General features: G+C 66.8%; 20 protein-coding genes. 6 read left to right on the top strand and 14 right to left on the bottom strand.

Translation table 11 applies throughout. The annotated features are described in order from the left end of the window. Positions 1-92: 92 nt before the first annotated feature. Positions 93-1841 carry an ABC transporter substrate-binding protein gene (locus FRZ61_RS20675; RefSeq protein ID WP_151119514.1) on the top strand — a complete coding sequence of 583 codons (1749 nt, stop codon included), beginning with the start codon at positions 93-95 and terminating at the stop codon, positions 1839-1841. Between the two features lie 251 nt (positions 1842-2092). After that, positions 2093-3586 (top strand): glycerol kinase GlpK, encoded by a 1494-nt coding sequence (gene glpK, locus FRZ61_RS20670; protein WP_151119513.1) that lies wholly within the window; start codon positions 2093-2095, stop codon positions 3584-3586. A 153-nt stretch (positions 3587-3739) separates the two neighbouring features. On the opposite strand, the gene FRZ61_RS20665 is transcribed toward glpK, so the two are convergent. Beyond that, a complete protein-coding gene (locus FRZ61_RS20665; protein WP_151119512.1) occupies positions 3740-4753 on the bottom strand; it encodes a GlxA family transcriptional regulator in 1014 nt (337 codons plus the stop codon). Positions 4754-4884: 131 nt separating this feature from the next. Here FRZ61_RS20665 and FRZ61_RS20660 point away from each other — a divergent pair, with 131 nt between their 5' ends. The 4 genes from FRZ61_RS20660 (at position 4885) to FRZ61_RS20645 (ending at position 9633) form a co-directional block, all read left to right on the top strand. After that, a complete protein-coding gene (locus tag FRZ61_RS20660) occupies positions 4885-6027 on the top strand; it encodes an aromatic ring-hydroxylating oxygenase subunit alpha (protein ID WP_225308923.1) in 1143 nt (380 codons plus the stop codon). 167 nt (positions 6028-6194) lie between these two features. Beyond that, a complete protein-coding gene (locus FRZ61_RS20655; RefSeq protein ID WP_151119510.1) occupies positions 6195-7871 on the top strand; it encodes a choline dehydrogenase in 1677 nt (558 codons plus the stop codon). 52 nt (positions 7872-7923) lie between these two features. Then, on the top strand, positions 7924-8697 hold the full coding sequence (locus FRZ61_RS20650) for a class II aldolase and adducin N-terminal domain-containing protein (RefSeq protein ID WP_151119509.1): 774 nt from the start codon (positions 7924-7926) through the stop codon (positions 8695-8697). A gap of 165 nt (positions 8698-8862) precedes the next feature. Beyond that, positions 8863-9633: an SDR family NAD(P)-dependent oxidoreductase gene (locus FRZ61_RS20645; protein ID WP_151119508.1), complete on the top strand. Its 771-nt coding sequence runs from the start codon at positions 8863-8865 to the stop codon at positions 9631-9633. A gap of 159 nt (positions 9634-9792) precedes the next feature. On the opposite strand, the gene FRZ61_RS20640 is transcribed toward FRZ61_RS20645, so the two are convergent. From FRZ61_RS20640 to FRZ61_RS20580, 13 genes are all read right to left on the bottom strand, one after another. Next, positions 9793-10482: a glutathione S-transferase family protein gene (locus FRZ61_RS20640; protein ID WP_191909131.1), complete on the bottom strand. Its 690-nt coding sequence runs from the start codon at positions 10480-10482 to the stop codon at positions 9793-9795. 272 nt (positions 10483-10754) lie between these two features. After that, positions 10755-11729: a hypothetical protein gene (locus tag FRZ61_RS20635; protein ID WP_151119506.1), complete on the bottom strand. Its 975-nt coding sequence runs from the start codon at positions 11727-11729 to the stop codon at positions 10755-10757. Between the two features lie 15 nt (positions 11730-11744). Next, positions 11745-12275 (bottom strand): GNAT family N-acetyltransferase, encoded by a 531-nt coding sequence (locus FRZ61_RS20630; protein WP_151119505.1) that lies wholly within the window; start codon positions 12273-12275, stop codon positions 11745-11747. Further along, on the bottom strand, positions 12263-12532 hold the full coding sequence (locus tag FRZ61_RS20625; protein ID WP_225308922.1) for a type II toxin-antitoxin system TacA family antitoxin: 270 nt from the start codon (positions 12530-12532) through the stop codon (positions 12263-12265). The genes FRZ61_RS20630 and FRZ61_RS20625 overlap by 13 nt, the downstream gene beginning before the upstream one ends. Before the next feature lie 140 nt (positions 12533-12672). Beyond that, positions 12673-14166 (bottom strand): SRPBCC family protein, encoded by a 1494-nt coding sequence (locus FRZ61_RS20620; RefSeq protein WP_151119503.1) that lies wholly within the window; start codon positions 14164-14166, stop codon positions 12673-12675. Positions 14167-14379: 213 nt separating this feature from the next. Continuing rightward, entirely contained in the window at positions 14380-14823 is a 444-nt protein-coding gene (locus FRZ61_RS20615) for an SRPBCC family protein (RefSeq protein WP_151119502.1), read from the bottom strand. Positions 14824-15000: 177 nt separating this feature from the next. Continuing rightward, a complete protein-coding gene (locus tag FRZ61_RS20610) occupies positions 15001-16674 on the bottom strand; it encodes a flotillin family protein (RefSeq protein WP_151119501.1) in 1674 nt (557 codons plus the stop codon). A 42-nt stretch (positions 16675-16716) separates the two neighbouring features. Beyond that, on the bottom strand, positions 16717-17586 hold the full coding sequence (locus FRZ61_RS20605; RefSeq protein ID WP_151119500.1) for a phosphoenolpyruvate hydrolase family protein: 870 nt from the start codon (positions 17584-17586) through the stop codon (positions 16717-16719). A gap of 21 nt (positions 17587-17607) precedes the next feature. Beyond that, a complete protein-coding gene (locus FRZ61_RS20600; RefSeq protein ID WP_151119499.1) occupies positions 17608-19908 on the bottom strand; it encodes an ABC transporter permease in 2301 nt (766 codons plus the stop codon). Beyond that, positions 19901-20683: an ABC transporter ATP-binding protein gene (locus tag FRZ61_RS20595; RefSeq protein WP_151119498.1), complete on the bottom strand. Its 783-nt coding sequence runs from the start codon at positions 20681-20683 to the stop codon at positions 19901-19903. Before FRZ61_RS20595 ends, FRZ61_RS20600 begins: the two co-directional genes overlap by 8 nt. A 37-nt stretch (positions 20684-20720) precedes the next feature. Continuing rightward, positions 20721-21977 (bottom strand): ABC transporter substrate-binding protein, encoded by a 1257-nt coding sequence (locus FRZ61_RS20590; RefSeq protein WP_151119497.1) that lies wholly within the window; start codon positions 21975-21977, stop codon positions 20721-20723. A gap of 84 nt (positions 21978-22061) precedes the next feature. After that, positions 22062-23102 (bottom strand): branched-chain amino acid ABC transporter permease, encoded by a 1041-nt coding sequence (locus FRZ61_RS20585; protein WP_191909130.1) that lies wholly within the window; start codon positions 23100-23102, stop codon positions 22062-22064. Positions 23103-23115: 13 nt separating this feature from the next. Next, positions 23116-23976 carry a branched-chain amino acid ABC transporter permease gene (locus tag FRZ61_RS20580; RefSeq protein WP_225308921.1) on the bottom strand — a complete coding sequence of 287 codons (861 nt, stop codon included), beginning with the start codon at positions 23974-23976 and terminating at the stop codon, positions 23116-23118. Positions 23977-24128 lie beyond the last annotated feature (152 nt).

Below are 24128 nucleotides of genomic sequence, written 5' to 3'. Positions count from 1 at the left end.
GAGAAGATCGGCCGGGGCCCCATCCGCCGAGCCGATCCGGGCGCATGGACGTCGCAATACCACGGCTTCAGAAAGCTAGGGAGGACACCATCATGAAGCGTAGAGATTTCTTGAAGAGGACGGCGGCCATCACGGCCGCGACGGTCATCGTGCCGCGGCTCTCCTGGGCCGACGGCGCCGATGCCGCCAAGCACTGGGTCGACACCGAGTTCAAGCAGTCGGCTCTGTCGCGCGACGATCAGATCAAGGAACTGCAGTGGTTCATCGACGCGGCCAAGCCGTTCCAGGGCATGGAGATCGACGTGCTGTCGGAGACGATCCCGACGCACAGCTATGAATCGGAGACCCTGACCAAGGCCTTCGGCGAGATCACCGGCATCAAGGTCAACCACCAGGTGCTGGGCGAAGGCGAGGTGGTGCAGGCGGTTCAGACGCAGATGCAGACGAACCGCAACCTCTATGACGGCTATATCAACGACTCCGACCTGATCGGCACGCATTCGCGCCTGCAGAGCGCCGTCAACCTGACCGACTGGATGGCGGGCGAGGGCAAGGATGTCACCAATCCGGGTCTCGATGTCGACGACTTCATCGGCAAGGCCTTCACCACCGGCCCGGACGGCAAGCTCTGGCAGCTGCCCGACCAGCAGTTCGCCAACCTCTACTGGTTCCGCAAGGACTGGTTCGACCGGGACGACATCAAGAAGGGCTTCAAGGCCAAGTACGGCTACGACCTGGGCGTGCCGGTGAACTGGTCGGCCTATGAGGACATCGCCGAATACTTCACCAACGACGTGAAGAACGTCGACGGCGTTCGCATCTACGGCCATATGGACTACGGCAAGCGTGCACCGGACCTCGGCTGGCGCATGACCGACGCCTGGCTCTCCATGGCCGGCTCCACCTCGCCGGGCCTGCCGAACGGCCGGCCGATCGACGAATGGGGCATCCGCATGGAGAAGGGCTCCTGCAATCCTGCAGGCGCCTCGATCACGCGCGGCGGCGGCACCAACGCGCCGGCCTCCGTCTACGCGATCGCCAAGTGGGACGAGTGGCTGCGCAAATATGCGCCGCCGGGTGCGGCCGACTACGACTTCTACCAGTCGCTGCCGGCGCTCGCGACCGGCAACGTCGCCCAGCAGATCTTCTGGTACACCGCCTTCACCGCGAACATGGTGGCCCCGAAGAGTGCGGGCAACAACACGGTCGACGACCAGGGCAATCCGCTGTGGCGGATGGCGCCCTCGCCGCACGGCCCTTACTGGAAGGAAGGCATGAAGCTGGGCTACCAGGATTGCGGTTCCTGGACCCTCTTCAAGTCGACGCCGGTCGACCGCCGCAAGGCGGCCTGGCTCTACGGCCAGTTCTGCGTGTCCAAGACCGTGGACGTGACCAAGAGCCATGTCGGCCTGACCATCATCCGCGACAGCACGGTCCGGCACAAATCCTTCACCGAGCGCGCGCCCAAGCTGGGCGGCCTGGTCGAGTTCTATCGCTCGCCCGACCGCAATCTCTGGACGCCGACCGGCATCAACGTGCCCGACTATCCGAAGCTGGCCCAGCTCTGGTGGCAGCAGATCGGCGACGTGAACTCCGGTACCTTCACGCCGCAGCAGGCCATGGACCGTCTCGCCAAGGAGATGGACGACGTCATGGCCCGCATGCAGGCCGCCGACGAGCAGGCCAAGACCTATGGCGGCTGCGGTCCGCGGCTCAATCCGGAGAAGGATGCCTCCGCGTGGCTCGGCACGCCGGACGGTCCCGCCAAGAAGCTGGATAACGAGAAGCCGAAGGGCGAGACCATTGCCTACGACGAACTGATCAAGCGCTGGGCCGAGTGAGCGCTTGGGCTACGCCTTTGCCTCTGACGTGAAGTACCTCTGAGACCTCGTGGCCGGGAGCGCTGCTCCCGGCCATCTTTTTTTGGCCCTTAACGTCATCTCCGCGAAAGCGGGGATCCATCCTGACCCAGGTCACCAGGCTTTGACATCGATCCCCGCTTTCGCGGGGATGACGAAAAGGCGCAATGTTCGGTTGCGGCATTGTCTTGATGCAGATTCAAGGGCGGCCGAAGACAGGAAGGGAGATCGGGATGAGCGCCCATATTCTCGCTATCGACCAGGGCACCACCTCGAGCCGGGCGATTCTCTTCGATGCGGGCCAGCGCGTCGTGGCGGTGGCGCAGGAGGAGTTCGAGCAGCATTTCCCGCGCTCCGGCTGGGTCGAGCATGAGCCCGAGGACATCTGGAACAGCACGCTTGCCGTCTGCCGGGCGGCGATCGCCAGGGCGAAGCTCGCCCCGCGCGACATCGCCGGCATCGGCATCACCAACCAGCGCGAGACGACGGTGGTCTGGGACCGCGCCAGCGGCCGCGCCATCCATCGCGCCATCGTCTGGCAGGACCGCCGCACCGCCGAGACCTGCGCCGCGCTGCGCGCCGCCGGCCATGAGCCGAAGGTGTCGGGCCGTACCGGCCTGATCCTCGATCCCTATTTCTCCGGCACCAAGATCGCCTGGATCCTCGACCAGGTGCCGGGCGCCCGCGATCTGGCGAAGCAGGGGCGGCTCGCCTTCGGCACGGTCGACAGCTGGCTGCTCTGGCGCCTGACCGGCGGCAGCCACGCGACCGACGCCACCAACGCCTCGCGCACGCTGCTCTACGACATCCATCGCGGCGCCTGGGACGAGGAGCTGCTCGACCTCATCCGCGTGCCGCGCTCGCTCCTGCCCGAGATCAAGGACAGCGCCGCCGATTACGGCTCGACCCTCTCCGATTTCTTCGGCGCGCCGATCCGCATCCTCGGCATCGCCGGCGACCAGCAGGCGGCCGTGGTGGGCCAAGCCTGCTTCAAGCCCGGCATGATCAAATCGACCTACGGCACCGGCTGCTTCGCGCTGCTCAACACCGGCGGCCGCGCCGTCGCTTCGAAGAACCGGCTGCTGACGACGGTGGCTTACCAATTGAACGGCCAGCGCAGCTACGCGCTCGAAGGCGCCATCTTCATCGCCGGTGCCGCCGTGCAATGGCTGCGCGATGGCCTGCGGATCATCGCCAATGCCGCGGAATCGGGCGTGCTGGCGGAGGCGGCCGATCTCAATCAGGAGGTCTATCTGGTGCCGGCCTTCGTCGGGCTGGGGGCGCCCTACTGGGATGCCGAGGCGCGCGGCGCGCTCTTCGGCCTCACGCGCTCGACCGGCCCGGCGGAGATCGCGCGCGCGGCGCTCGAGGCCGTCTGCTACCAGACCCACGATCTGCTCGAGGCGATGCATGCGGACTGGCCCGAGGCACAATCGGCGAGCTCGGTCCTGCGCGTCGATGGCGGCATGGTCGCCTCCGACTGGACCATGCAATGCCTCGCCGACATCCTGGACGCGCCGGTGGACCGGCCGCGGATCCTGGAGACGACAGCCCTGGGCGCCGCCTATCTCGCGGGCATGCAGGCCGGCGTCTATCCCGGCCTCGAGGAACTGACGAGGAACTGGCATCTCGACCGCCGCTTCACGCCCGCGATGGACGAGGGTGTGCGCCGCCACAAGCTCGCGGGCTGGAAGGACGCGGTCGCGCGGACGCTGAGCAAGCGGTAGTGCGCTTCTGATCACTTTTTCGCTCCGTCGCCGATCCGCTCCATCCGTCATCCCCGCGAAAGCGGGGACCCATGCCGATCCAGCACGCCGAGCGGAACCTTGGGTCCCCGCTTTCGCGGGGATGACGGGCGAGCGTGGGGCGCCCGCCCTGCGTCACCCCCGCCGCATCGTCGGTGCCGAGACCGTCTGCCGTCGGTCGCGGCTGGGGGCGAGGCCGAATCTCGCCCGATAGACCCGCGAGAAATGCTCGAGCGAGCCGAAGCCGGCGCTCATCGCGATCTCGGTGACGCCGAGATCGGTCTGCTGCAGCAGCGCATGGGCGCGGGCGAGGCGGATCTGCATGTAGTGGCATGCAGGCGCGCTGCCGAGCGCGCGCTCGAACAGCCGCTGCAACTGGCGCATCGAGAGCCCGACCCGTTCCGCGATGACAGGGCAGGGCAGCGGCTCCTCGATCGATTGCTCCATCAGCGCCAGCGCCTGGCGCAGCTTCGGATCGGCGGCTTGCGCCGGCACGGCACCCGGCACCGGCTGCGGCGTCTCCGCCGGCCGGATGCGGTCGAGCAGCAGGTGGCCCGCGATCTCGGCCGCGAGCGCCTCGCCATGGCGTTCCCGGATCCAGGCCAGCATCATGTCGAAAACGGCGCTGCCGCCGGCGCAGGTGAGGCGGCCGGGCGTCATCGTATAGAGCTGCTCGACGGCCCGTGTCCCGCCATGGCTCTCCTGGAAGCCCTGCAGATTGTCCCAATGGATCGCCACGGGCTGGTCCTCGAGCAGGCCCGCCGCCGCCAGGAGCTCGGCGCCGGTCTCGATGGCGCCCATCGCCGCGCCATGGCGCGCCACGCGCCGCAGCCAGGCGCGCAGGCGGCGGTCGCCGATCTGCCGCTTCACGTCGAAGCTCGCCAGCAGGAAGAGGGCGTCGAAGCGCACATCGTCGGACGCCGCCGCATCGACCGCGATCGCGGTGCCGTTGCTGGCGCTGACCGGCCGGCCGTCGAGCGACAGCGTCTCCCAGCGATAGAGCGCGCTGCCCGAGAGCCAGTTGGCGATGAAGAGCGGCTCGATCGCGCCCGTGAGGCAGATCTGCGGGAAATCCGGCAGCAGCAGGAACCCCACCCGCTGGGCGGCGGGCGCCGATGCCGGTCCGGGGGCAGGAACGGGTCGTTTCATGACCTGACAGATTACGACAGAGAGGCGACGTAATCCATCAAGTCCGGCAAGCCCGGCGCCATAGGGTTTGAAGGAGGCGGTCCGCCGGTCCGGGCCGCGGGCTTTCAGGCCGTTGGGAGAGGATGCAGGCGATGATCCCGCAGAAGACGCTCGACTGGAATCCGGGTCGCCCCGAGCAGGCGCTGACCCTGCCCGCGCGCTACTTCTACGACGAGGGTATCTTCCGCCAGGAGCGCGACAGGATCTTCTATCCGGCCTGGCATGCGGTCGCGCATGAGAGCGAGTTCGAGGAGGTCGGCGCCTATGTCGTGACCGATCTCTTCGACCAGAGCGTGATCGTGATGCGGGGCCAGGACAAGCAGCTCCGCGCCTTCCACAATGTCTGCCAGCATCGCGGCAACCGCCTGCTCGAGGACCGGCGCGGCAAGACCCAAGCCGTGATCCGCTGCGGCTATCACTCCTGGTGCTATGCCCAGGACGGCTCGCTGCGCACGGCCCCCCGCACCGAGCGGCTCCGGGGCTTCGACAAGAGCCAATACGGGCTCAAGCCGGTGCGGCTCGAGACCATGGGGCGCTTCGTCTTCGTCAATTTCGATCCGGACGCGACCCCGCTCGCCTCGATCACGGAGGGCGCCGAGGCCGAGATGCGGCGCTACCTGCCCGACCTCGACCGCATGAAGCTCGTCAGCGAGACCGACGTGATCGTGCCGGCGAACTGGAAGGTGATCATGGACAACTCGATCGAGGGCTATCATTTCGGCCTCTCGGGTCCGGTCCACAAGCATCTGGCGAGCCTGATCGACTTCAAGGGCTATCGCCTGACGCCGCACGACAAATGGTGGACCTATATCGGCCCGCCGATGCCGGGTGCCAACTCGGCCTATGGCGAATCGCTCGCCGGCGCCACCTGGCAGACCGACTGGTTCTTCAATATCGGCGTCTGGCCGAACACGACCTTCTACTGCTTCCCCTTCTCCGACATCCTCGGCACCTTCATCATGATCCCGCTGGAGCCCGAGAAATCGCTGCTGCGCTTCGGCTATTACGCGCCCTCGCACCGGCCGCTGGCGCAGGTGACGAAGTCCTGCATCCGCTGGATGAACGAGGAACTCGGCCCCGAGGACATCCAGCTCAACGTCACGCAGCAGAAGGGCCTGCGCTCCTTCGGCTACGACCAGGGCCGCTACCTCATCGATGCCGAGCGCAGCAACGAGAGCGAGCATCTGGTCCATCACTTCCACAAGCTCTGCTACGACGCGATCCAGGCGGCGTGAGAGCAGGGTCTAATCCCCTCCCCCGTCTTTGGGGGAGGGCAGGGAGGGGGAAGACTCGGTCTGCGATTTCGTCGGGAAGCAAAAAGGGCTGATACCGAGCAGCCCCCTCCCCAACCCTCCCCCTGAAGACGGGGGAGGGGATTCACTGTAGCGCGTGTTGCATAACCATGCCCACCAACGGCACTACCCCCACCTACGACTACATCATCGTCGGCGCCGGCTCGGCCGGCTGCGTGCTGGCGGCGCGGCTGACGGAGGATCCCGAGGTTCGCGTGCTGCTGCTGGAGGCGGGGCCGCGCGATCGGGGCTGGCCGATCCATATGCCCTCGGGCATGGGCCGGCTGCTCTCGGACGACAGGTTCAACTGGGCCTATGTCTCCGAGCCGGAGCCCTATCTCGACAACCGGCGCCTGTCGCATCCGCGCGGCCGCGTGCTGGGCGGCTCCTCCTCGATCAACGGCATGATGTATGTGCGCGGCCATGCGCTGGATTACGACCGCTGGGCCCAGGCCGGCTGCCGCGGCTGGTCCTATGCGGAGCTCCTGCCCTACTTCAAGCGCGCCGAGCGCCATGAACGCGGCGGCGACGATTATCATGGCGGCGAGGGCCCCTTGCGCGTCTCGACGCCCGGCCGGGAATTGCCGCCGCTGCAGCGCGCCTTCATCGAGGCCGGAATCCAGGCGGGCTATCCCTTTACGCCCGATGCCAACGGCCGGCAGCAGGAAGGCTTCGGGCCGATGGACCGCACCACCCATGCGGGGCGGCGCTGGAGCGCGGCCCGGGGCTATCTCGCGCAGGCCGAGGCGCGGCCCAACCTGACGGTCGTGTCCGGCGCGCTGGCGCTGAATGTCCTGCTACAAGGCCGCCGCGCGGTGGGCCTGCGCTATGCGCAAGGCAACGCCGCCGAGACGGCCCGGGCCCAGCGGGAGGTCATCCTCTGCGGCGGCGCCATCAACACGCCGCAGCTCCTGCAGCTCTCGGGCGTCGGCGATCCCGACCATCTGTCCTCGATCGGGATCGGGGTGCGCCACGCGCTGCCGGGCGTGGGCGCCAACCTCAACGATCATCCCGACGTGGTGATCCAGCATCGTTGTAAGCAGCCGGTCACGCTCTACCGCTCGACCCGACGTGCCGCGAAGCTCAAGGCCGGGCTCGAATGGCTGCTCTTCAACAGCGGCCCCGCGGCCTCCAACCATTTCGAGGCCGGCGCCTTCATCCGCAGCCGGCCGGGCATCGAGCATCCGGACCTGCAGCTCACCTTCATGCCGCTCGCGGTCAAGCCCGGCACGGTCGAACCGGTGCCGGACCATGCCTTCCAGGTCCATCTCGACCTGATGCGCGCCCACAGCCGGGGCTGGGTCAAGGCCCGCTCGGCCGACCCCCGAGAGGCGCCCGCGATCCGGTTCAACTACATGCAGGACCCCCGCGACCGGGCGGACATGCGCCAGGGCGTCCGGCTGGTGCGCGAGGTGCTGGCGCAGAAGGCCATGGACCCCTATCGCGGCGAGGAACTTTCGCCAGGGCCAAACGCCCGCTCGGACGAGGCGATCGATGCCTGGGTGCGCCAGGGGGTCGAGACCTGCTATCATCCGGTCGGAACCTGCAAGATGGGCTCGGCCAGCGACCGCCTGGCGGTGGTGGATGACGAGCTCAGGCTGCAGGGGCTGGAAGGGCTCCGGGTCGTGGACGCCTCGGTGATGCCGGCGATCGTCAGCGGCAATACCAATGCGCCGACGATCATGATCGCCGAGAAGGCCAGTGATATGATCCGGGGATGGCCGGCCCTGGCGCGCTCGACGGCGCCGGTCTGGCTTCACCCGGAATGGGAGCGGGCACAGCGTTAACGTAAAAGGGCGGGGCGGGCAGGGGCCCATCCTCGCATCAGGAGGAAGAAAAATGGCCGTCGTGACGTCATTGCGGGTTCGGGATTACGGGCTGGACGATCAGGAAGTGCGCCAGGCGCGCGTCGATCTGGCGGCGGTGTTCCGCTGGTTCGCGCGGCTCAACATGCATGAGGGCGTCGCCAACCATTTCAGCGCGGCGGTCTCGGCCGACGGCAGCAAGTTCCTGATGAATCCCTGCGGCCGGCATTTCTCGCAGGTCCGCGCCTCCGAGCTGCTGCTGCTCGACAGCAACGACCCCACCACGATGGACCGCCCGGACGCGCCGGATCCCACCGCCTGGTGCATCCATGGCCGCATCCACGCGAAGGTGCCGCATGCGCGCTGCGTGCTGCATCTCCACCCGAAATACACGACGGCGCTCGCCGCCCTCGAGGACAACAAGATGTATCCGGTCGACCAGAACACCATGCGCTTCTACGGGCGCATGGCCTATGACGACCACTATGCCGGCATGGCGCTCTCGAACGACGAGGGCGACCGGCTCGCCGCGGCGCTGGGCGACAAGTCGGTGCTGATGATGGCGAACCATGGCGTGCTGATCGCGAGCTCCTCGATCGCGCTCGCCTTCGACGAGATGTACTATTTCGAGCGCGCCGCCGAGACCCTGATGACGGCCTACGCCACCGGCAAGAAGCTCCGCGTGGTCTCCGACAACATCGCGAAGCTCACGGCCTCGCAGTGGGTCGACTATCCTACCGGCGCCAGCCAGCATCTCGACCAGATCAAGGCGATCCTCGACAAGGAAGAGCCGGACTATCGGAGCTGATCTCCTCTTTCCTCTCCCCCGCTTCGCGGGGGAGGGGGCAGGGTGAGGGGTTCTTCCAACCGTCACCCCGGCGAAGGCCGGGGGCCATGAACACCCATCGCGCAAGGCTTGGCATGGCCTGTGTTCATGGATGCCGGCCTCCGCCGGCACGACAGTGAGGTCCCCATGTCCCTCTCCCGCTTCAGCCTTGCCGGCAAGACCGCGATCGTGACGGGCTCCGGCCGCGGGCTCGGGCGGGCCATCGCCAAGGGCATGGCGGAGGCGGGCGCCGCCGTCGTCACCTGCTCGCGCACGGCCTCCGAGGCGCAGGCCGCGGCCGACGAGATCCGCGCCGCCGGCGGCAAGGCCAAGGGCCTGCGCGTCGACACGAGCGACCGCGAGGACTGCTTCCGCCTCGTCGCCGACACGCTCGCGGAATTCGGCCGGCTCGACATCATGGTCTGCAACGCCAGCATCGACAGCCCGGGCCCGGCCGAACGCATCGACCAGGCCACGCTCGAGAAGATCCTGGCGATCAATGTCGGCGGCTATCTCTATTGCTGCCAGGCGGCCTATGAGCCGATGGCGAAGCAGGGCGGTGGGGCCATCGTCATGACCTCGTCCAACGGCAGCCTCGTCGCCTTCCCCGGCATCGCCGCCTATTGCGCGTCGAAGGGCGCCGTCGACCAGCTCGTGCGCACGCTCGCCGCCGAATGGGCGCCGCGCGGCATCCGCGTCAACGCCTTCAACCCCGGCTATATGGAGCATGCCATGACCGGGACCGAGGGCTACGACCAGGACCCGGAGATCATGGACCAGGTGCGCCGCATGACCCCGATGCAACGCCGCGGCCGCGTCGAGGAGATCGTCGGCCCGGCCATCTTCCTCGCTTCCGACGCGGCCTCCTTCGTCACCGGCGTGGTGCTGCCGGTGGATGGCGGCTGGACGGCGATTTGACGGGCCTTATCGCGGCAGAACCGAGTCTGCGGCTACCCCTTCCCCGAACCCCCTCCCGCAAGGGGAGGGGGCTTGGCATTTGCATTCTCTCGCCCCCTCCCCTTGCGGGAGGGGGTAGGGGGAGGGGTGACGCTTCGAGCTATCGAAGCATAAGGCGCGCTACTCCGCCGCCGCCTTCTCCGTCACGAACTGCGAGATCCACTTGTTCCGCTTCTTCACCGAGGCGCGATACATCGCCTCGAACTCGGCGGGCGGGAAGCTGTGGGTGGAGGGGCGTTCCGAGAGCGCGACCGCCCATGCCTTGACCCGCGGGAACCTGTCGATCTGGCCGATCTTCCTGATGCGCTCGAGGAAGAGGTGGCGCTGCAGGAAGGGCGCATAGGCCGCGTCGACCAGCGAGTAGCGGGCGCCGTTGAAGAAAGGCCCGCCCTTCCGCGCCTCGATCGCCGTCTCGAGCTTGGCGAAGGCGCCCGGCACGGCGGCCACCGCCTTCTCGAACTCGGCCTCGCTGTCGACATAGGCGTGGCCCGAGGTCAGGTCGACGAAGGTCGGCATATATTCGATCCAGGCCCGGTTGATGGCGCGCTCGACCGGGTCTTCGGGATGCAGGCGCGGTGCGTGGGTCTCGTCGAGATACTCGGCGATGGACGCGGATTCGAACAGCGAGATGCGGTCGTCGATGCGCAGGACCGGCACCTTGTTGTGCGGCGAGATCGCGCGGAACCAGTCGGGCCGGTTGTCGGGCTCGATATGCTGGAACTCGAACGGGATCTTCTTCTCGCGCAGCACGATCGCGGCGCGCTGCACCCAGGGGCAGGTCTTGAAACTGACCAGTCGATAGTTCGCCATGGCTGCCTCGTGAGGTTTCCTGGGGAATGGCGACATCGTCGCATGTCCGGCCGCCGCGGGCAAAGCCGGGGTGCCGGGTTTCCGTTTTGTCACCCGTTCACTTGCCTTCTGCCATTGCTGGCAAACCTGACCAAAACTGCGGGAGGCAGATACGGTAATGCGAGAGAACCGAGGCTGCACAAGCAACTCGGCCGGCCCTATGCAGCAAGGTTGAGGATATCAAACCATCGCTCGGAACGTTAGGTAGGACACGGGCAGCATATTGAACCCTCTCATTCGCGACTCTCGTTAGCCGCGAGAATGATAATCTCCGGGTCCCAGTCCTGCGGTAGCTCCGGGGGACTGATCGATTCCAGATCAAGCCGAATGAATGACCTGAGGATAGATTGAAAGGTCTTCGTATCGCGTGCCCAGTGAATAACGCCATCGAAGTCCTTGGCGAGTTTATGCGTCAAATCGAGGGACGAGCGACGATTGACTCCAACTGGGCTATCTACCTGGACAACGGCGATTTTGTCGCCACCTACCCATTTCACGATATCTTCGGGAAGATCGTGAACATAATCGCAGCGGCCATTCCACACGGCTGTGCGAATCATTTTTCCAGCAGGAGTCGCGAGGCGGAATATCCAAGGCGAATCTTCCTGCGCCACACCTGACACTGCATAGAAAGCAGACGGTGGTGGACGATTGAGGATTGCAGCCTTTTGCTTTCGTATCTCTTGGCGTCCTGCGGCCGTCAACCGTTTGAGTTGCTTGCCCTCATCATCAAAGAGCCGAATTGCACTGGAATAGTACTTCTCCGCCGTTCCAGCGTCGTAGACGTCATGATCTGGGAAAGTAAATAATAAGGCCTGCCCCACGAAGCTTCGGAGATGCCGTAGTACGATATCCCATGCGATATCTTCGTGAGCAACTGGCACGACGTGGAGTGGCGCGCCTCGCGCTTCCATCATCAGGCGTTCGATGACTGCGATTCCAATCGCACTGACTCTCGTTTCGTCTCCGAGGCAAAAGCCAACATTGAACGTCCGCTTTCCAGCCACCGCTCGGAACGCCTCCAACATTATCTCTGGCGCATCTGGTATTGTGCTATCGTTCGTTAAGGCACGGATGCGCGCGCCGTTGATGGCCGTCACCGGCGGCAGCATATGCAGATCTATTGTGCCGAAGAAGCCGAAGAAACTGTGTGAGTGTGGCGACGTCGATTGCGCTTGATGTTTCCTTTTTCGTTTAGCTTCACCCATTTTATTCTCCTGGGTTTAACTGAACGCTGCGACCACGGTTTCAATAGGGAGAAACAGGGTCCGGCTATCGGCCGGATATTCGATGAATTCCGCGCACTTCAGATAGAACCGCTTCGCTGCATCATCCTTGGCATGGACGAGTACTGCGCCGATTCCGATGCTTTGGGAGGCGATGGCGATGCGGTGTAGAGCATCTGAAAGAATGTCGGCGCCAAGTCCTTTTCCCGCGTGACCGCGACTGACGGCGAGCCGCCCGATAACGGATACCGGTATCGTATCGGGGGCGTTGCGTCGGATTTTGCCTGGCGCTGCCGAGCGTTCAATAGCGCCAGCGGAGATGCAGAAGTAGGCGACCACTCGGTTCTCTTCGCAGACGACATAAGTTCGCGAGAATCGACTTTCATTCTTCAGGGCGCGATTCTGCAGCCAGTCGTTCAGTGCGGGCTCGCCGCAATCGAAGGCTGAGAGGTCGTGTGCAGCGGTGAGGGGGAGAGGAGCGGAAAGTCGAGGCTCTGACTTCCCTGGCTTGTTCGTTACTTCTTCCATGCCGGAGCCCGGCGCAGTAGCGAACGCAGCTTCGGTCCCGGCGCTGGAGGATTATCGAGCGCATGCATGAAGGCATCGTAGCGCTCGGGCTCCAGTGTGAAGAGCCGTTGGTCGAGCAACACGTCAATTGCCTGCCGCCGGGCGCTCTCAATCATAAACTCGGTGCGCGTCTTGCCGAGTATTGCCGCCGCATCGTCAATGAGTTGGCGCGTATTGGCCTCGATACGTAGGTTGATGCTACCCTTCGTATCGGCCACAGGGACACGTTCCGCGACCGCAACAGTCGCAGTTTCCAGGTTTTTCGGAGATGAAGAACGGCCTCTCGACATGGATAGAGTATGCGTTTTCGTATATACAATGTCAATACGTATGCCGCCTTCGCAGTTGTATGCCTGCGCTACGGCAGCAGCACCGTCGACCCCGTCGTCTCGCGCGCTTCCAGCCGCCGGTGCGCCTCGGCCGCGTCGCGTAAGGGAAAGCGCTGGCCGATCTCCACCTTCAGGATGCCGCGCTCGATCGCGGCGAAGAGCCGGGCGCTCGCGGCGCGCACCTGCTCCGGCGTGCCGGCATAGTGGCCGTAATTGGGGCGCGAGATCATGGCCGATTTGGAGGCGAAGCCCGCGATATCGAGCGGCTCGAGCGGCCCTGCGGCCTGGCCGAAGGAGACGATATGGCCGCGCGTGGCGAGCGCCTCGAAGGAGCGGTTGAGATTGTCGCCGCCGATCGCGTCATAGATCACGTCGGCGCCGCGGCCGCCCGTGACCGCCATCACGCGGGCGACGAAATCCTCCTCCGACGTGACGATCGGGTGGGCGCAGCCATGGGCGAGCGCGAGGCGCGCCTTGTCGCGGCTGCCGACCGTGCCGATCACGGTGGCGCCGATATGGCTCGCCCATTGCGAGAGCAGGCTGCCCACGCCGCCCGAGGCCGCATGGACCAGGACGATGTCGCCTTCCTTCACCTTTTGGCAGCGGTGCAGCAGGAACTCGGCGGTCATGCCCTTGAGCATCGCGGCGGCGGCTGTTTCGTCGCCGATCGCGGCCGGCAGCGGCACGATGAGGTCGGTGGGGATGTTGCGGATCTCGGCATAGGCGCCCACCGGCGGGCCGGCATAGGCGACGCGGTCGCCGGGGGCGAAGGCGGTCACGCCGGCACCGATGTCGAGCACGATGCCAGCCCCCTCCATGCCGATCCCGCCCGGCGGCGTCACGAAGGGGAAATAGCCGGTGCGGCAATAGACATCGATGAAGTTCACGCCGACCGCGGTGTGGCGCAGGCGGATCTCGCCCGCGGCCGGCGGCGGCACGGAGACCTCCTGCCAGGCGAGAGTCTCCGGCCCGCCATGGCGATCGAGGATGATCGCGTGGCCCGTCATCGCGGCGCCGCTCCCGGCGACGGCCGCGCGTGAGACGGCACTCCCGGCGGCACCATCGGTGCGCAGGCGCGGCGTCACCGGCTGGTTGAAGGCGCGCTTCACCGCGTCGAAACCCGCCTCGTAGATCTGCTCGCCCACCAGCGCGGTGAGCTCGGATTCCTCGCCGGGCGGGCTGCGGAACTCGCAGCGCCAATCCCAAAAGGTGCGGTTCCCATCGGTCACGGGCTTGAGCTCGACGGTCGAGACATAGCCGATGAGCGGGATCGGCGATTCCAGGATGCAATAGGTGAAGCGGCGGTCGCGGTCGGAGAGGGTCAGGAGCTGCTCGCGCAGCAGGGCCCCATCCTTGAGCTTGAAACGGCGCACCGCACCGATCATGTCGGCGGCGCGGCCGCCCTCGATCCGGCTTTCCGCCACCGCCGGATGCCAGCGCTCATGCCCGTTGAAGTCGCGCAGGAACCCCCAGACCTGGTCGACCGGCGCATCGATGATGGTGGAGCGGCGGACCTTGGTCATGCGGGCGACGTCCGCGATAGCGCGCCGTCACTATGACGCCCGGAGGGGCGATCCCTGGATTGCCGGGTCAAGCCCGGCAATGACAGGCTAAAAAAGCGGGAGGTTATTTTTTTCTTTGTCATCCCCCGGCTTGACCGGGGGATCCAGGGCCGCGTGCGCGATGCGGCGACAGGCAATGACAGTGAGAGTGGGAGCACCATCGTCGAGGAGGGTTCAGCGTCCCGCCGGGAAGCGCCGTTTCAGCGCGTCGAAGCCGCCTTGGAACACACCCTGGCCGATATCCTGCGCGAGCTGCTTCTCGCGCGCAGGGTCGCAGTCGAACTCGGCGGTCCATTCCGCATAGGTGCGGTTGCCGTCGGTGATGGGCGAGAGCTTCAGGGTCGCGATGTAGTTCTCGACCCCCATGGGCGAGGCCAGGATCGAGTAGGTGCAGACATAGTCGTAGTCCGAGAGCGCCAGGAGCTGCTCGCGGATATTGCCGCCGCTCTTGAGGTTGAAGTTGCGGATGCAGCCGACCTTGTCGCTCGGCTGGTTGCCCTCGATGCGGCTGTCGGCGATGCCGGGATGCCAGGCCGGCAGCGCGTTGAAATCTCGGATCGTCGTCCAGACCCGGTCGGCCGGCGCATCGATCACGCTCGAGGTATAGACCTTCACCATCCGTCAGTTCGTCCTTCGATCGAAAGGCCCCTCACCCTCCTTCGCCCTTTGGGCTTCGGAGGGCAGGCCCCTTCCTTTTTCTCTTGCTCTCCCCTTCTTGTCCTCCGTAGCCCGAAGGGCGAAGGAGGATGGGGGAGAGGGCAGGGTGAGGGGGTGCCGCAGACGCGGACCTTACCCTCATTTCTCCTTCGGCCCGGCCTTCTCCAGCATCTTGGCGACCTGGCCGATATCGCCGCCCTGGAGGCCGATCTCCTTCAGCAGCGTGTCGACCAGCGGCGCCTGGGCGCGGTAGCGCAGCGCCGAGTTGACGACCGAATCCGCGAAATTCTGGGGCGCCTCGCCGCCGGCAACCGGTCCGCTGCCGCCCCCTCCCAGCCCGTCGACATGGAGGATCTTGATGCCCTCGATGTTCTCCATCGGCTTGACGCTCTCGCGGATGATGCCCTCGATCCGGTCGATGATCCGCAGCCGCGCCTCGGAGGCACGGGCCTCGGGCGAGAGCACGTTGAGCGATTCGTTCATCATGCGCTTGCCCTCGGCCTCGATCTCGTAGCGCAGCTTGGCGGCCAATGCCCGGATCTTGTCGGATTCGGCCTCGCCCTCGGCCAGCATCCTCGCTGCTGCCGCCTGATCGGCCGCCGCGGCCCGTTCGGCCTCGGCCTGGAGCCGCACCCGGATGCCCTCGCGCTCGGCTTCCTGCTGGGCCGCGATCACCTCGATCTGCTTGCGCCGCTCGGCGATCTCGGTCTCGCGCGCGGAGAAGACCTTTTCCTCCGCCGCCACCGCCTTGGCGCGGGCGAGCTCGGCTTCGGCCTGCGCCTCCGATTGCGTCTTCGACTTGGCGGCGATGGCGATGGCGCGCTCCTGCTCGGCGAGCTCGAGCGCCTTGCGCCGCTCGACCTCGAGCCGCTGCGTCTCGCGCTCGCGCACGATCCGCTCCTCGTCGAGCGCCCGCTCCTGGGCGATCCGGGCGCGCTCGATCTCGAGCCGCGACTGGATGCGGGCCTCCTCGGATTCGCGCTCGCGCACCGCGCGCTCGCGGGCGAGGTCGGCCTGCTGGGCCGCCCGGCGCGTCTCGACCTCGCGCTGCTGCTCGAGCCTGGCATATTCGCTCTCGCGATCGATATCGAGCTGGACCCGTTCGGCCTCCAGGTTCTTGTTGCGGATCTGGACCAGCGTGTCCTGCTCGATGTCGTTGCGGATCTTCTTGCGCCGCTCGATCTCCTCGGTCAGCCGGGTCAGGCCCTCGGCGTCGAAGGCGTTCGAGGGGTTGAAGAACTCCATGTTGGTCTGGTCGAGGCCGGTCAGGGACACGCTCTCGAGCTCGAGGCCGTTCTGCAGCAGGTCCTCGGCCACGGCCTGGCGCACCCGCTTCACATACTCGCCGCGCTTCTCGTGGAGATGCTCCATCGTCATCTCGGCCGCGACCGAGCGGAGCGCATCGATGAATTTGCCCTCGACCAGCTCCTTGAGCGATTCGGGCTGCATGGTGCGCCGGCCCAGCGTCTGGGCGGCGGCGGCGATCGCGGCCGGCTGCGCCTGGGCGCGGACATAGAACTCGGCCACCACGTCGACGCGCATGCGGTCCTTGGTGATGAGCGCGCTGTCGCGTCCGCGCCGGACCTCGAGCCGCAGCGTGTTCATGTTGACCGGCGTCACCTCATGGACGATGGGCAGCACGAAGGCGCCACCATTGACCACGACCTTCTGGCCGCCGAGGCCGGTGCGCACGAAGGAGGTCTCCTTCGAGGAGCGCCGATAGAGGCGGTTCATGGCCCAGATCCCGATCGCGATCAGGATCGCGATCACGATGACCCAGAAGACGATCCAACCGAGCGTTTCTCCAGACATGGCTTCTTCTCCTTGGCTTTGGCTACGGCGAGGCGGGTGCCATCAGCGCCGCTTCGCCGTCTTCCCGGCCCCGCCGCCCTTGCCGGCGGCGATGGCCTTGAATTGGCGGGTTTGTTCGGTAAGCGCGATCTCGGTCGGCAGCCGCTCCATCGAGGAGGCGCCGTAGAATCCATTGCAGCCGGGGCAGTTCTTGAGGATGTATTCGGCGTCGGCCGGCATGGCGATCGGGCCGCCATGGCAGAGCACCAGCACATCCTTGCGGATCCTGCGCGCGGCCTCGGCCCATTCGTTGATCTTGGGCACGCAATCGTTCAGCGTCAGCGCCGTCTCGGCGCCGATGGCGCCGCCGGTCGTCAGGCCCATGTGACAGACGATGATGTCGGCGCCGGCCTTGGTCATGGCGCGGGCCTCCTCGGCGCTGAAGACATAGGGCGTCGTCAGCAGGTCCTTCTCGCGGGCAAGCCGGATCATGTCGACCTCGAGCCCGTAGCCCATGCCCGTTTCCTCGAGATTGGCGCGGAAGGTGCCGTCGATCAGGCCGACGGTCGGGAAGTTCTGCACGCCGGCGAAGCCCAGCCGCTTCAGCTCGTCGAGGAAGGGGTCGAACAGGCAGAAGGGATCGGTGCCGTTGACGCCGGCCAGCACCGGTGTGTGCTTGACCACCGGCAGAACCTCGCGCGCCATCTCGACCACGATCTCGTTGGCGTTGCCGTAGGCGAGGAGGCCGGCGAGCGAGCCGCGGCCCGCCATGCGGTAGCGGCCGGAATTGTAGATGACGATGAGGTCGATGCCGCCGGCTTCCTCGCATTTGGCCGAAAGCCCGGTGCCGGCCCCGCCGCCCACGATGGGCTCGCCGCGCTTCGCCATGCCCTGGAAGCGGTCCAGCAGTTTCTTGCGGTCGGGTCGTGCCATCGTTCTCGCTGTCTCTCTCGTTCAGGCCGTGGCCATCTGTTGCGGGGCATGATGGTGTTGAGGAGAGCCGGCGGCGGGGCCGACGATCTCGAGGAAGTTCGCGACCAGGGCTGAGGCAAAGCCCGGCTCGTTGATGTGGAAGGGCAGGCGGATCAGGCGGCGGCGCTCGGACTTCACCAGGTGGCGTTCGATCGCGTCATAGAGCGCCTTGTCCGCGGCCGGGTCCCAGAAGGGCTGGCCCGGCGCGTCGATGCCGGAGACGCCGCCCTCGGGCAGGAGGAAACGCACCGGCCCGCTGCAGCGGTTGAGCTTCTCCGCGATCCAGCGCCCCATCTCCGCATTCTCCTCGGGCGTGGTGCGCATCAGGGTCACGCTCGGATTGTGGATATGGAACTTCCGGCCCTTGTATTTCTCAGGCACGGTTTCCATCGGGCCGAAATTCACCATGTCGAGCGCGCCGACCGAGCCGACATAGGGCAGGCCGGTGCGGATCACGGCACCCAGCCGGTCCTCGCCCGCCGAGAACACGCCGCCCATGAAGAGATCGGCGATCTCGGTGGTGGTGCTGTCGATGAGGCCCGCGAGCAGGCCGGAATCGGCGAGCTTCTCCATCGATTGGCCGCCGGTACCGGTCGCATGGAACACCAGGCAGTCGAAGCGATGCTCCAATGCCTTGGTGACGAGTTGCACGCAGGGCGTGGTCAGGCCGAACATGGTGAGGCCGATGGCGGGCTTGGTCGCGGTCGCCTCGCGCCCGTCATTGCGGTGCGCGATCATGCCGGCCATGGCATGGGCGGCGTTGGAGAGCACCTGCTCGGAGATGTGGTTGATGCCCTGCACGTCGGTGACCGAATAGATCATGCAGATGTCGGAGGGGCCGACATAGCGGCGCACATCGCCCGAGGCCACCGTCGAGACCATGATCTTGGGCACGCCCACGGGCAGCGCCTGCATCGCCCGCGTCGCGAGCGCCGTGCCGCCCGAGCCGCCGGCCGAGATGAGGCCGCCCAGATCGCGACGCGACAGCACGAAGCGGGCGAAAGCCTCGGCCATGTTGGCGACGGCGCTGCCGCGATCGTTGGTGAAGACGGCGCCCGTGCCTTTGGGATGGAAGCGCGCCACCTCGGCGGGGCCGACATCGGCGGGCGAGGGACGCTGGCTGGTGGAGAGATCGACCGTGACGACACGCAGGCCCAGCCGCTGCAGCTTGTTGGCGATGAAGCCCAGCTCGCGACCCTTGGTGTCGAAGGTGCCGGCGACATAGGCCGAGCGCCCGGCGATGCGGGCGACCGGCACCTGGCTCAAGGCCGCGGCCGGCTCGGGCTCGGCCATCGGTACCGGCGCTTCGGGCTCGGCCGTGGCCGGCGGCTCCATCAGCGGGTTGCCGGCCGACCAGCGCGTGGGCGCGCGATCGATGGTGAAGACCGCCTCGGTCAGCGGGCTCGCCTCGACCGCCTCGCTGTTGTCCTGGCGGCGGACACGGAACATCCGGGTGGCGGGTTCGGCTGATTCCGCCTCGGCCTCGGGTGCCGGCGCCTCGGGCTCCGGTTCCTCGCCATGGGTCGCCATGCCGAGCAGCCGCTGCTGCAGCTCGCGATCGGCCGCCAGCTCCGCGGCCGGCATCTCGCGCAGCAGCCGGCCGTTGACCATGATGCCGACGCGGCTCGCGACCTGGGTCGCGACGCCGATATTCTGCTCGATCAGCAGCACCGAGATCTCGCCCTCGTCGGCGAGCCGGCGCAGCATCCGTTCCACCTGCTGCACGATGACGGGGGCGAGGCCCTCGGTCGGCTCGTCCATCACCAGGAGCGAGGGGTTGGCGAGGAGTGCCCTGCCGATGGCGAGCATCTGCTGCTCGCCGCCCGAGAGCTGGCCGCCGCCATTGCGCTTGCGCTCGGTCAGGCGCGGGAAAGCCTCGTAGATGCGCTCGACCGTCCAGGTTCCCTTGCGGCCCGAGCGCGCCGCCAGGCGCAGATGCTCGTCGACCGTGAGCGAGGGCCAAACCCGGCGGCCCTGCGGCACATAGCCGACGCCGGCATTGACGATGTCGTTGGGCGCCCGGCCCAGCAGCTCCTGCCCGTGCACCTTGATGCTGCCGCGCGTGGCCGGGGTCAGGCCCATGATGGTGCGGCAGAGCGTGGTCTTGCCCATGCCGTTGCGCCCGACGATGGCGAAGACGCCCGAGGGCAGGTTGATATCCACCCCCTGCAGCACGTGCGAAGGCCCGTAATAGACATGGAGATCCTGGACGACGAGCGCCGGCGTGTCGCTCTTCGCCGGCTTCGCCGCGGGCGTCTCGGGCGCGTTCCAGGCCTCAGCCATGGGCGCCTCCGAGATAGATGCGTTGCACGTCGGCGTCGTTCTGGATCTCGTCCGGCGTGCCTTCCTTGAAGAGCGCGCCGTTATGCATGACCGACACGGATTCGACGACGCGCAGCGCCACGTCGAGATCGTGCTCGATGATGATGTAGCCGATATGGGCGGGCAGCGCCCGCAGGATCTGGACCAGCTCGCGCCGCTCGACCGGCGAGAGGCCCGCCGCCGGCTCGTCGAACAGGATGAAGCGCGGGGCGCCCGCCAGCGCCATGCCGACCTCGAGCTGGCGCTGCTGCCCATGGGCGAGGTCGGCCACCGGCGTGTCGGCCAGATGATCGAGATGCACCGCATGCAGCATCTCGCGCGCCGCCTGCAGCGAGGGGTCGCGTTCGTTCTGGCGCACGAAGGAGAAGCGGCCGCGCGATACGCCGCGGGCCGCGAGATAGAGGCTGTCCAGAACCGAGAGGCCCTTGAACAGCATCGAGGTCTGGTAGGTGCGGCGCAGGCCCCGGCGGATCCGCTCATGGGCCGGGAGCTGCGTCACGTCCTCGCCGAAGAAGCGGATGCGGCCAGCGGTGGGCGGGAAATCGCCCGTGATGGCGTTGAACAGCGTGGTCTTGCCCGCGCCGTTCGCCCCCAGCACGGCCCGCCGCTCGCCGGCGCGCACCGTGATGCTGACATTGCTGAGCGCGACCAGCGCACCGAAATGGCGGGAGACGCCGCGAAGCTCGAGGGCATTCGCGGCGCCCGCCTGCGCAATCCGGAGCGCGGTCTCGCTCATCGTCCGGTCTTCAAGTCCCGTGTCATCCCGGCCGCCGTTACGGGCAGGACGGGTTGTCGCGGGTGGCCGGGCCCAAGGCCAGGAAGGCGGCCTCGTCCATGCCCATGGTCTGCGGCACCTGCGGGATGACGCGGACCACCTTGTTGTAGAGCTTGCCGTCGGAGCCGACCGCCACCTCGGTCAGGAAGATGTCGGCGATGCCGTTGCGGTTCTTGTCGAGATGGACCTTGCCGGTCGGCGTGTCGATCTCGAGCGCCGCCAGCGTGTCGCGGAACTTCTTCTGGCCGCCGGAGAGATCGCCGCCGACCTTGTCGAGCGCCGTCAGCACGGCCTCGGTCTCGACATAGTAGCCATGGGCGAAGAGCGAGGGCGAGGGGAAGCCCTTCGGGAACGCCTTCTGATAGTCGGCCACGAACTTGTGCCAGCGCGGATCGTCCCAATTGTCGGCGATCGGGCCGGCCGAGGGCGTGCCGATGAGCGCGTCCTTGCGCTTGCCTTCCGAGCCCAGCACGGTCTGGTCGACCGTGATCGAGCCGCCGACCAGCGGCTTGTCGCCGCCGGCATCCTGGTACTGGGTCAGGAAGTTGACGGCGTCGGCGCCGCCCAGCGCCACATAGATGGCATCGATATCCTCGGGGATCGAGGCGACGATCGAGGAGAAGTCCTTGGTGCCGATCGGAACCCAGAACTTGTCGACGACATGGCCGCCCGCCTTGCAGTATTCGGCCATGAAGCCGAAGACCTGCGAGTAGGGGAAGTCGTAGTCCTCGGCGATCGACACGACCTTCTTGTAGCCCTTGTCCTTGAAGGCGTATTCGCCGAGGCCCGCCTGCCACTGCACGCCGTCGGTGGTGAAGCGGAAGAAGTTCGGCGCCGGGTTGCGGAGCGTGGTGTCCTGCGCGGCCGAGGTGCCGTTGACGAAGGTCACCTGCGGCTGGGTCTTGGCGTAGTCCTTCACGGCGAGGCCCTCGGAGCCCGAGAGCGGCCCGATCAGGATGTCGACCTTGTCCTGTTCGACCAGCTTGCGCGCCGCGGCGATGGCGCTGTCGGGCGAGGCGTCCGACGAGCCCGTGACCACGACGATCTTCTTGCCGCCGGCCATGCCGTTATGCTGCTGCAGCGCGAGCTCGAAGCCGCGCATGCTGTCTTCGCCCAGCACCGTGAAAGCGCCTTCCAGCGTCGCCAGCACGCCGACCTTGATGGTGTCCTCGGCCTTGGCGGCGCCGGCCCCGAGGCCGATCGCCACGGCCGCCGCCGCGGTCTGCAGCAGGATCCGTCTCGATAGTGAGATCATGGTTCGATTCCTCCCGTTTCTTGTCTTGCCCACCGCTCACCCCCTGACGTTGATCCGGTCTGGTGCCGCGGTATCGATGATCAACTAACGAACCCTCATATCCTTGCCGCGTTCAGCCGCGGTCTTGGCCAGCCGGCGCTTGAGCCCGTCCCAAAGGCCGAGCACGCCGTCCGGCGAGAACAGGACGACCGCCAGGAAGGCGGCGCCGATCACCAGGTTGAAGCGATCGCGGTCGATCAGGTCGATCGCGAAATTGTCGAGCAGCAGGAAGATGAGCGCGCCGATGAAGGGGCCGATCGGACGCCTGAGGCCGCCCAGGATGGCGATCACCAGGATGTTGATCGCGTTGCCGACATTGATCGTGCCGGGCGAGATGCGCCCGTTGAACCAGACCAGGAAGAGGCCGCCGAAGCCGGCGAGCAGGCCCGCCACGGCATAGGCTGCGATGCGATGCGCGCGGACATTGTAGCCCAGGGCCGCCATGCGCCGCGGATTGTCGCGGATCGCCTGGAGCGCGATGCCGAAGGTCGAGCGCGACAGCCAGAGCACGCCGAAATAGCCGAGCGCGCCGACGGCGAGCGCCAAGTAGTAGAAGGGCACGGGCGCCCGCCAGTCGATGCCGAAGACCTGCGGCGGCGCCAGGCCCGCATAGCCCTTGAACCCGTTGAAGATGGAGTAGTTCTGCTGGCAGAAATAGAAGAGCGCCACGCTCATCGCGAGCGTGATCATGATGGTGTAGATGCCCTCGGTGCGGACCGAGAGCGTGCCCACGATGGTGGCGAAGGCGACGGCGATGGCGAGCGCCAGCGGGATCACCACCCACCAGGGCCAGCCGAGGCCGAGATTCATCGAGTTCTCGCCGAGGATCGCATAGATGTAGCCGGCGAGGCCCGCGATCGCGAGCTGGGCCAGCGAGACCATGCCGCCATAGCCCGCGAGCAGCATGAGCGAGAGGCCGATCAGCCCCATGAAGAAGGTCTGGGCGCCGATCTGCACGATCCAGAAGTCGCTGGCGATCAGCGGATAGGCCAGGAGGAAGGCCGCGATCAGGAAATGATGCGGGCGCAGCTTGTCGGCGAGCTCTTCCGGCAGCGAGGTCGGGGTGGCGGGTTTGGTGTCGGTCATGCTGCTCATGGCCTCAGGCCCGCTTGCCCATGATACCCTGCGGGCGGAAGGCCAGGACTGCGACCATGATGAGGAAGGTGTAGACCACGCCATAGGTCGGCGAATAGGCGAGGCCGAACTGCTCCGCGAGCCCGATCAGGAGCGCGCCGATGGCCGCACCCGTGATCGAGCCCATCCCGCCGACGATGGTGACGATCAGCGAGGCGAGGAGGTAGCGCACATCCTCGCCGGGTGCGATCGAGAGGGCGGTGCCGCCGACGACGCCCGCGAAGCCCGCGAGGCCCGCGCCGATCGCGAAGGTGACGGCGAAGATCAGATGCACGTTGACGCCCGTCGCCGACAGCATGGCGCGGTCGTCCACGCCCGCGCGGATCATCATGCCGATGGCGGTCTTGTTGAGGAACAGCCAGAGCCCGACGCCGATGACGATGGCGACTCCCAGCACCACCAGGCGATAGGCCGGATAGACCCGGACCAACGGCACATGGGCCACGCCCGAGAGCATGTCCGGCGCCTGGAACTGGTAGGTGTTGCCCGACCAGATCCAGAGCATGATGTCGGCGAGCACGATCGAGATGCCGATCGTCACCATGGTCTGGCGCAGATCCTGGCCCTCCATGTGACGGAAGACGAAGATCTGGAGCGCCAGGCCCACCAGCGCCATGCCGAAGAAGCCCGCGGCCACGCCCAGATACCAGGAGCCGGTCCATTGCGCCGTGCTGAAGCCGATATAGGCGCCCAGGAGATAGAGCGAGCCATGCGCGAGATTGACGTTGCGCATCAGGCCGAACACGAGCGTGAAGCCGCTCGCCACCAGGAAATAGAGGGCGGCGAGCGTCAGCCCGTTCATGAAGGTGAGCAGGAAGAGCTTCACGCCCGTCGCCTTTTGGCAGCCGGGCTCGAGCTCCCGTTCTCCGGCTCCGGCGTCTCGGCCGGCGAAGCGGCCTTTGCCTTGGGCAGGCTGGTGATCAGTCCCGCCATCTGATGGGCGCAGCGCTCGCTCCCCGGGCCCGCCCGATCGCGGGT

Origin of the sequence: Hypericibacter adhaerens (genome assembly GCF_008728835.1) — a bacterium.
GTDB classification, from domain to species: Bacteria; Pseudomonadota; Alphaproteobacteria; order Dongiales; family Dongiaceae; genus Hypericibacter; species Hypericibacter adhaerens.
The sequence above is the reverse complement of the archived record's forward strand: the minus strand, read 5'-3'. Positions and strand labels throughout refer to the sequence as shown.

What these genes read in the sequence shown, in the direction of transcription:
- FRZ61_RS20675 (WP_151119514.1), top strand. Translation starts at nt 93, where the DNA reads ATGAAGCGTAGAGATTTCTTGAAGAGGACGGCGGCCATCACGGCCGCG.
- glpK (WP_151119513.1), top strand. Translation starts at nt 2,093, where the DNA reads ATGAGCGCCCATATTCTCGCTATCGACCAGGGCACCACCTCGAGCCGG.
- FRZ61_RS20665 (WP_151119512.1), bottom strand. Translation starts at nt 4,753, where the DNA reads ATGAAACGACCCGTTCCTGCCCCCGGACCGGCATCGGCGCCCGCCGCC.
- FRZ61_RS20660 (WP_225308923.1), top strand. Translation starts at nt 4,885, where the DNA reads ATGATCCCGCAGAAGACGCTCGACTGGAATCCGGGTCGCCCCGAGCAG.
- FRZ61_RS20655 (WP_151119510.1), top strand. Translation starts at nt 6,195, where the DNA reads ATGCCCACCAACGGCACTACCCCCACCTACGACTACATCATCGTCGGC.
- FRZ61_RS20650 (WP_151119509.1), top strand. Translation starts at nt 7,924, where the DNA reads ATGGCCGTCGTGACGTCATTGCGGGTTCGGGATTACGGGCTGGACGAT.
- FRZ61_RS20645 (WP_151119508.1), top strand. Translation starts at nt 8,863, where the DNA reads ATGTCCCTCTCCCGCTTCAGCCTTGCCGGCAAGACCGCGATCGTGACG.
- FRZ61_RS20640 (WP_191909131.1), bottom strand. Translation starts at nt 10,482, where the DNA reads ATGGCGAACTATCGACTGGTCAGTTTCAAGACCTGCCCCTGGGTGCAG.
- FRZ61_RS20635 (WP_151119506.1), bottom strand. Translation starts at nt 11,729, where the DNA reads ATGGGTGAAGCTAAACGAAAAAGGAAACATCAAGCGCAATCGACGTCG.
- FRZ61_RS20630 (WP_151119505.1), bottom strand. Translation starts at nt 12,275, where the DNA reads ATGGAAGAAGTAACGAACAAGCCAGGGAAGTCAGAGCCTCGACTTTCC.
- FRZ61_RS20620 (WP_151119503.1), bottom strand. Translation starts at nt 14,166, where the DNA reads ATGACCAAGGTCCGCCGCTCCACCATCATCGATGCGCCGGTCGACCAG.
- FRZ61_RS20615 (WP_151119502.1), bottom strand. Translation starts at nt 14,823, where the DNA reads ATGGTGAAGGTCTATACCTCGAGCGTGATCGATGCGCCGGCCGACCGG.
- FRZ61_RS20610 (WP_151119501.1), bottom strand. Translation starts at nt 16,674, where the DNA reads ATGTCTGGAGAAACGCTCGGTTGGATCGTCTTCTGGGTCATCGTGATC.
- FRZ61_RS20605 (WP_151119500.1), bottom strand. Translation starts at nt 17,586, where the DNA reads ATGGCACGACCCGACCGCAAGAAACTGCTGGACCGCTTCCAGGGCATG.
- FRZ61_RS20600 (WP_151119499.1), bottom strand. Translation starts at nt 19,908, where the DNA reads ATGGCTGAGGCCTGGAACGCGCCCGAGACGCCCGCGGCGAAGCCGGCG.
- FRZ61_RS20595 (WP_151119498.1), bottom strand. Translation starts at nt 20,683, where the DNA reads ATGAGCGAGACCGCGCTCCGGATTGCGCAGGCGGGCGCCGCGAATGCC.
- FRZ61_RS20590 (WP_151119497.1), bottom strand. Translation starts at nt 21,977, where the DNA reads ATGATCTCACTATCGAGACGGATCCTGCTGCAGACCGCGGCGGCGGCC.
- FRZ61_RS20585 (WP_191909130.1), bottom strand. Translation starts at nt 23,102, where the DNA reads ATGACCGACACCAAACCCGCCACCCCGACCTCGCTGCCGGAAGAGCTC.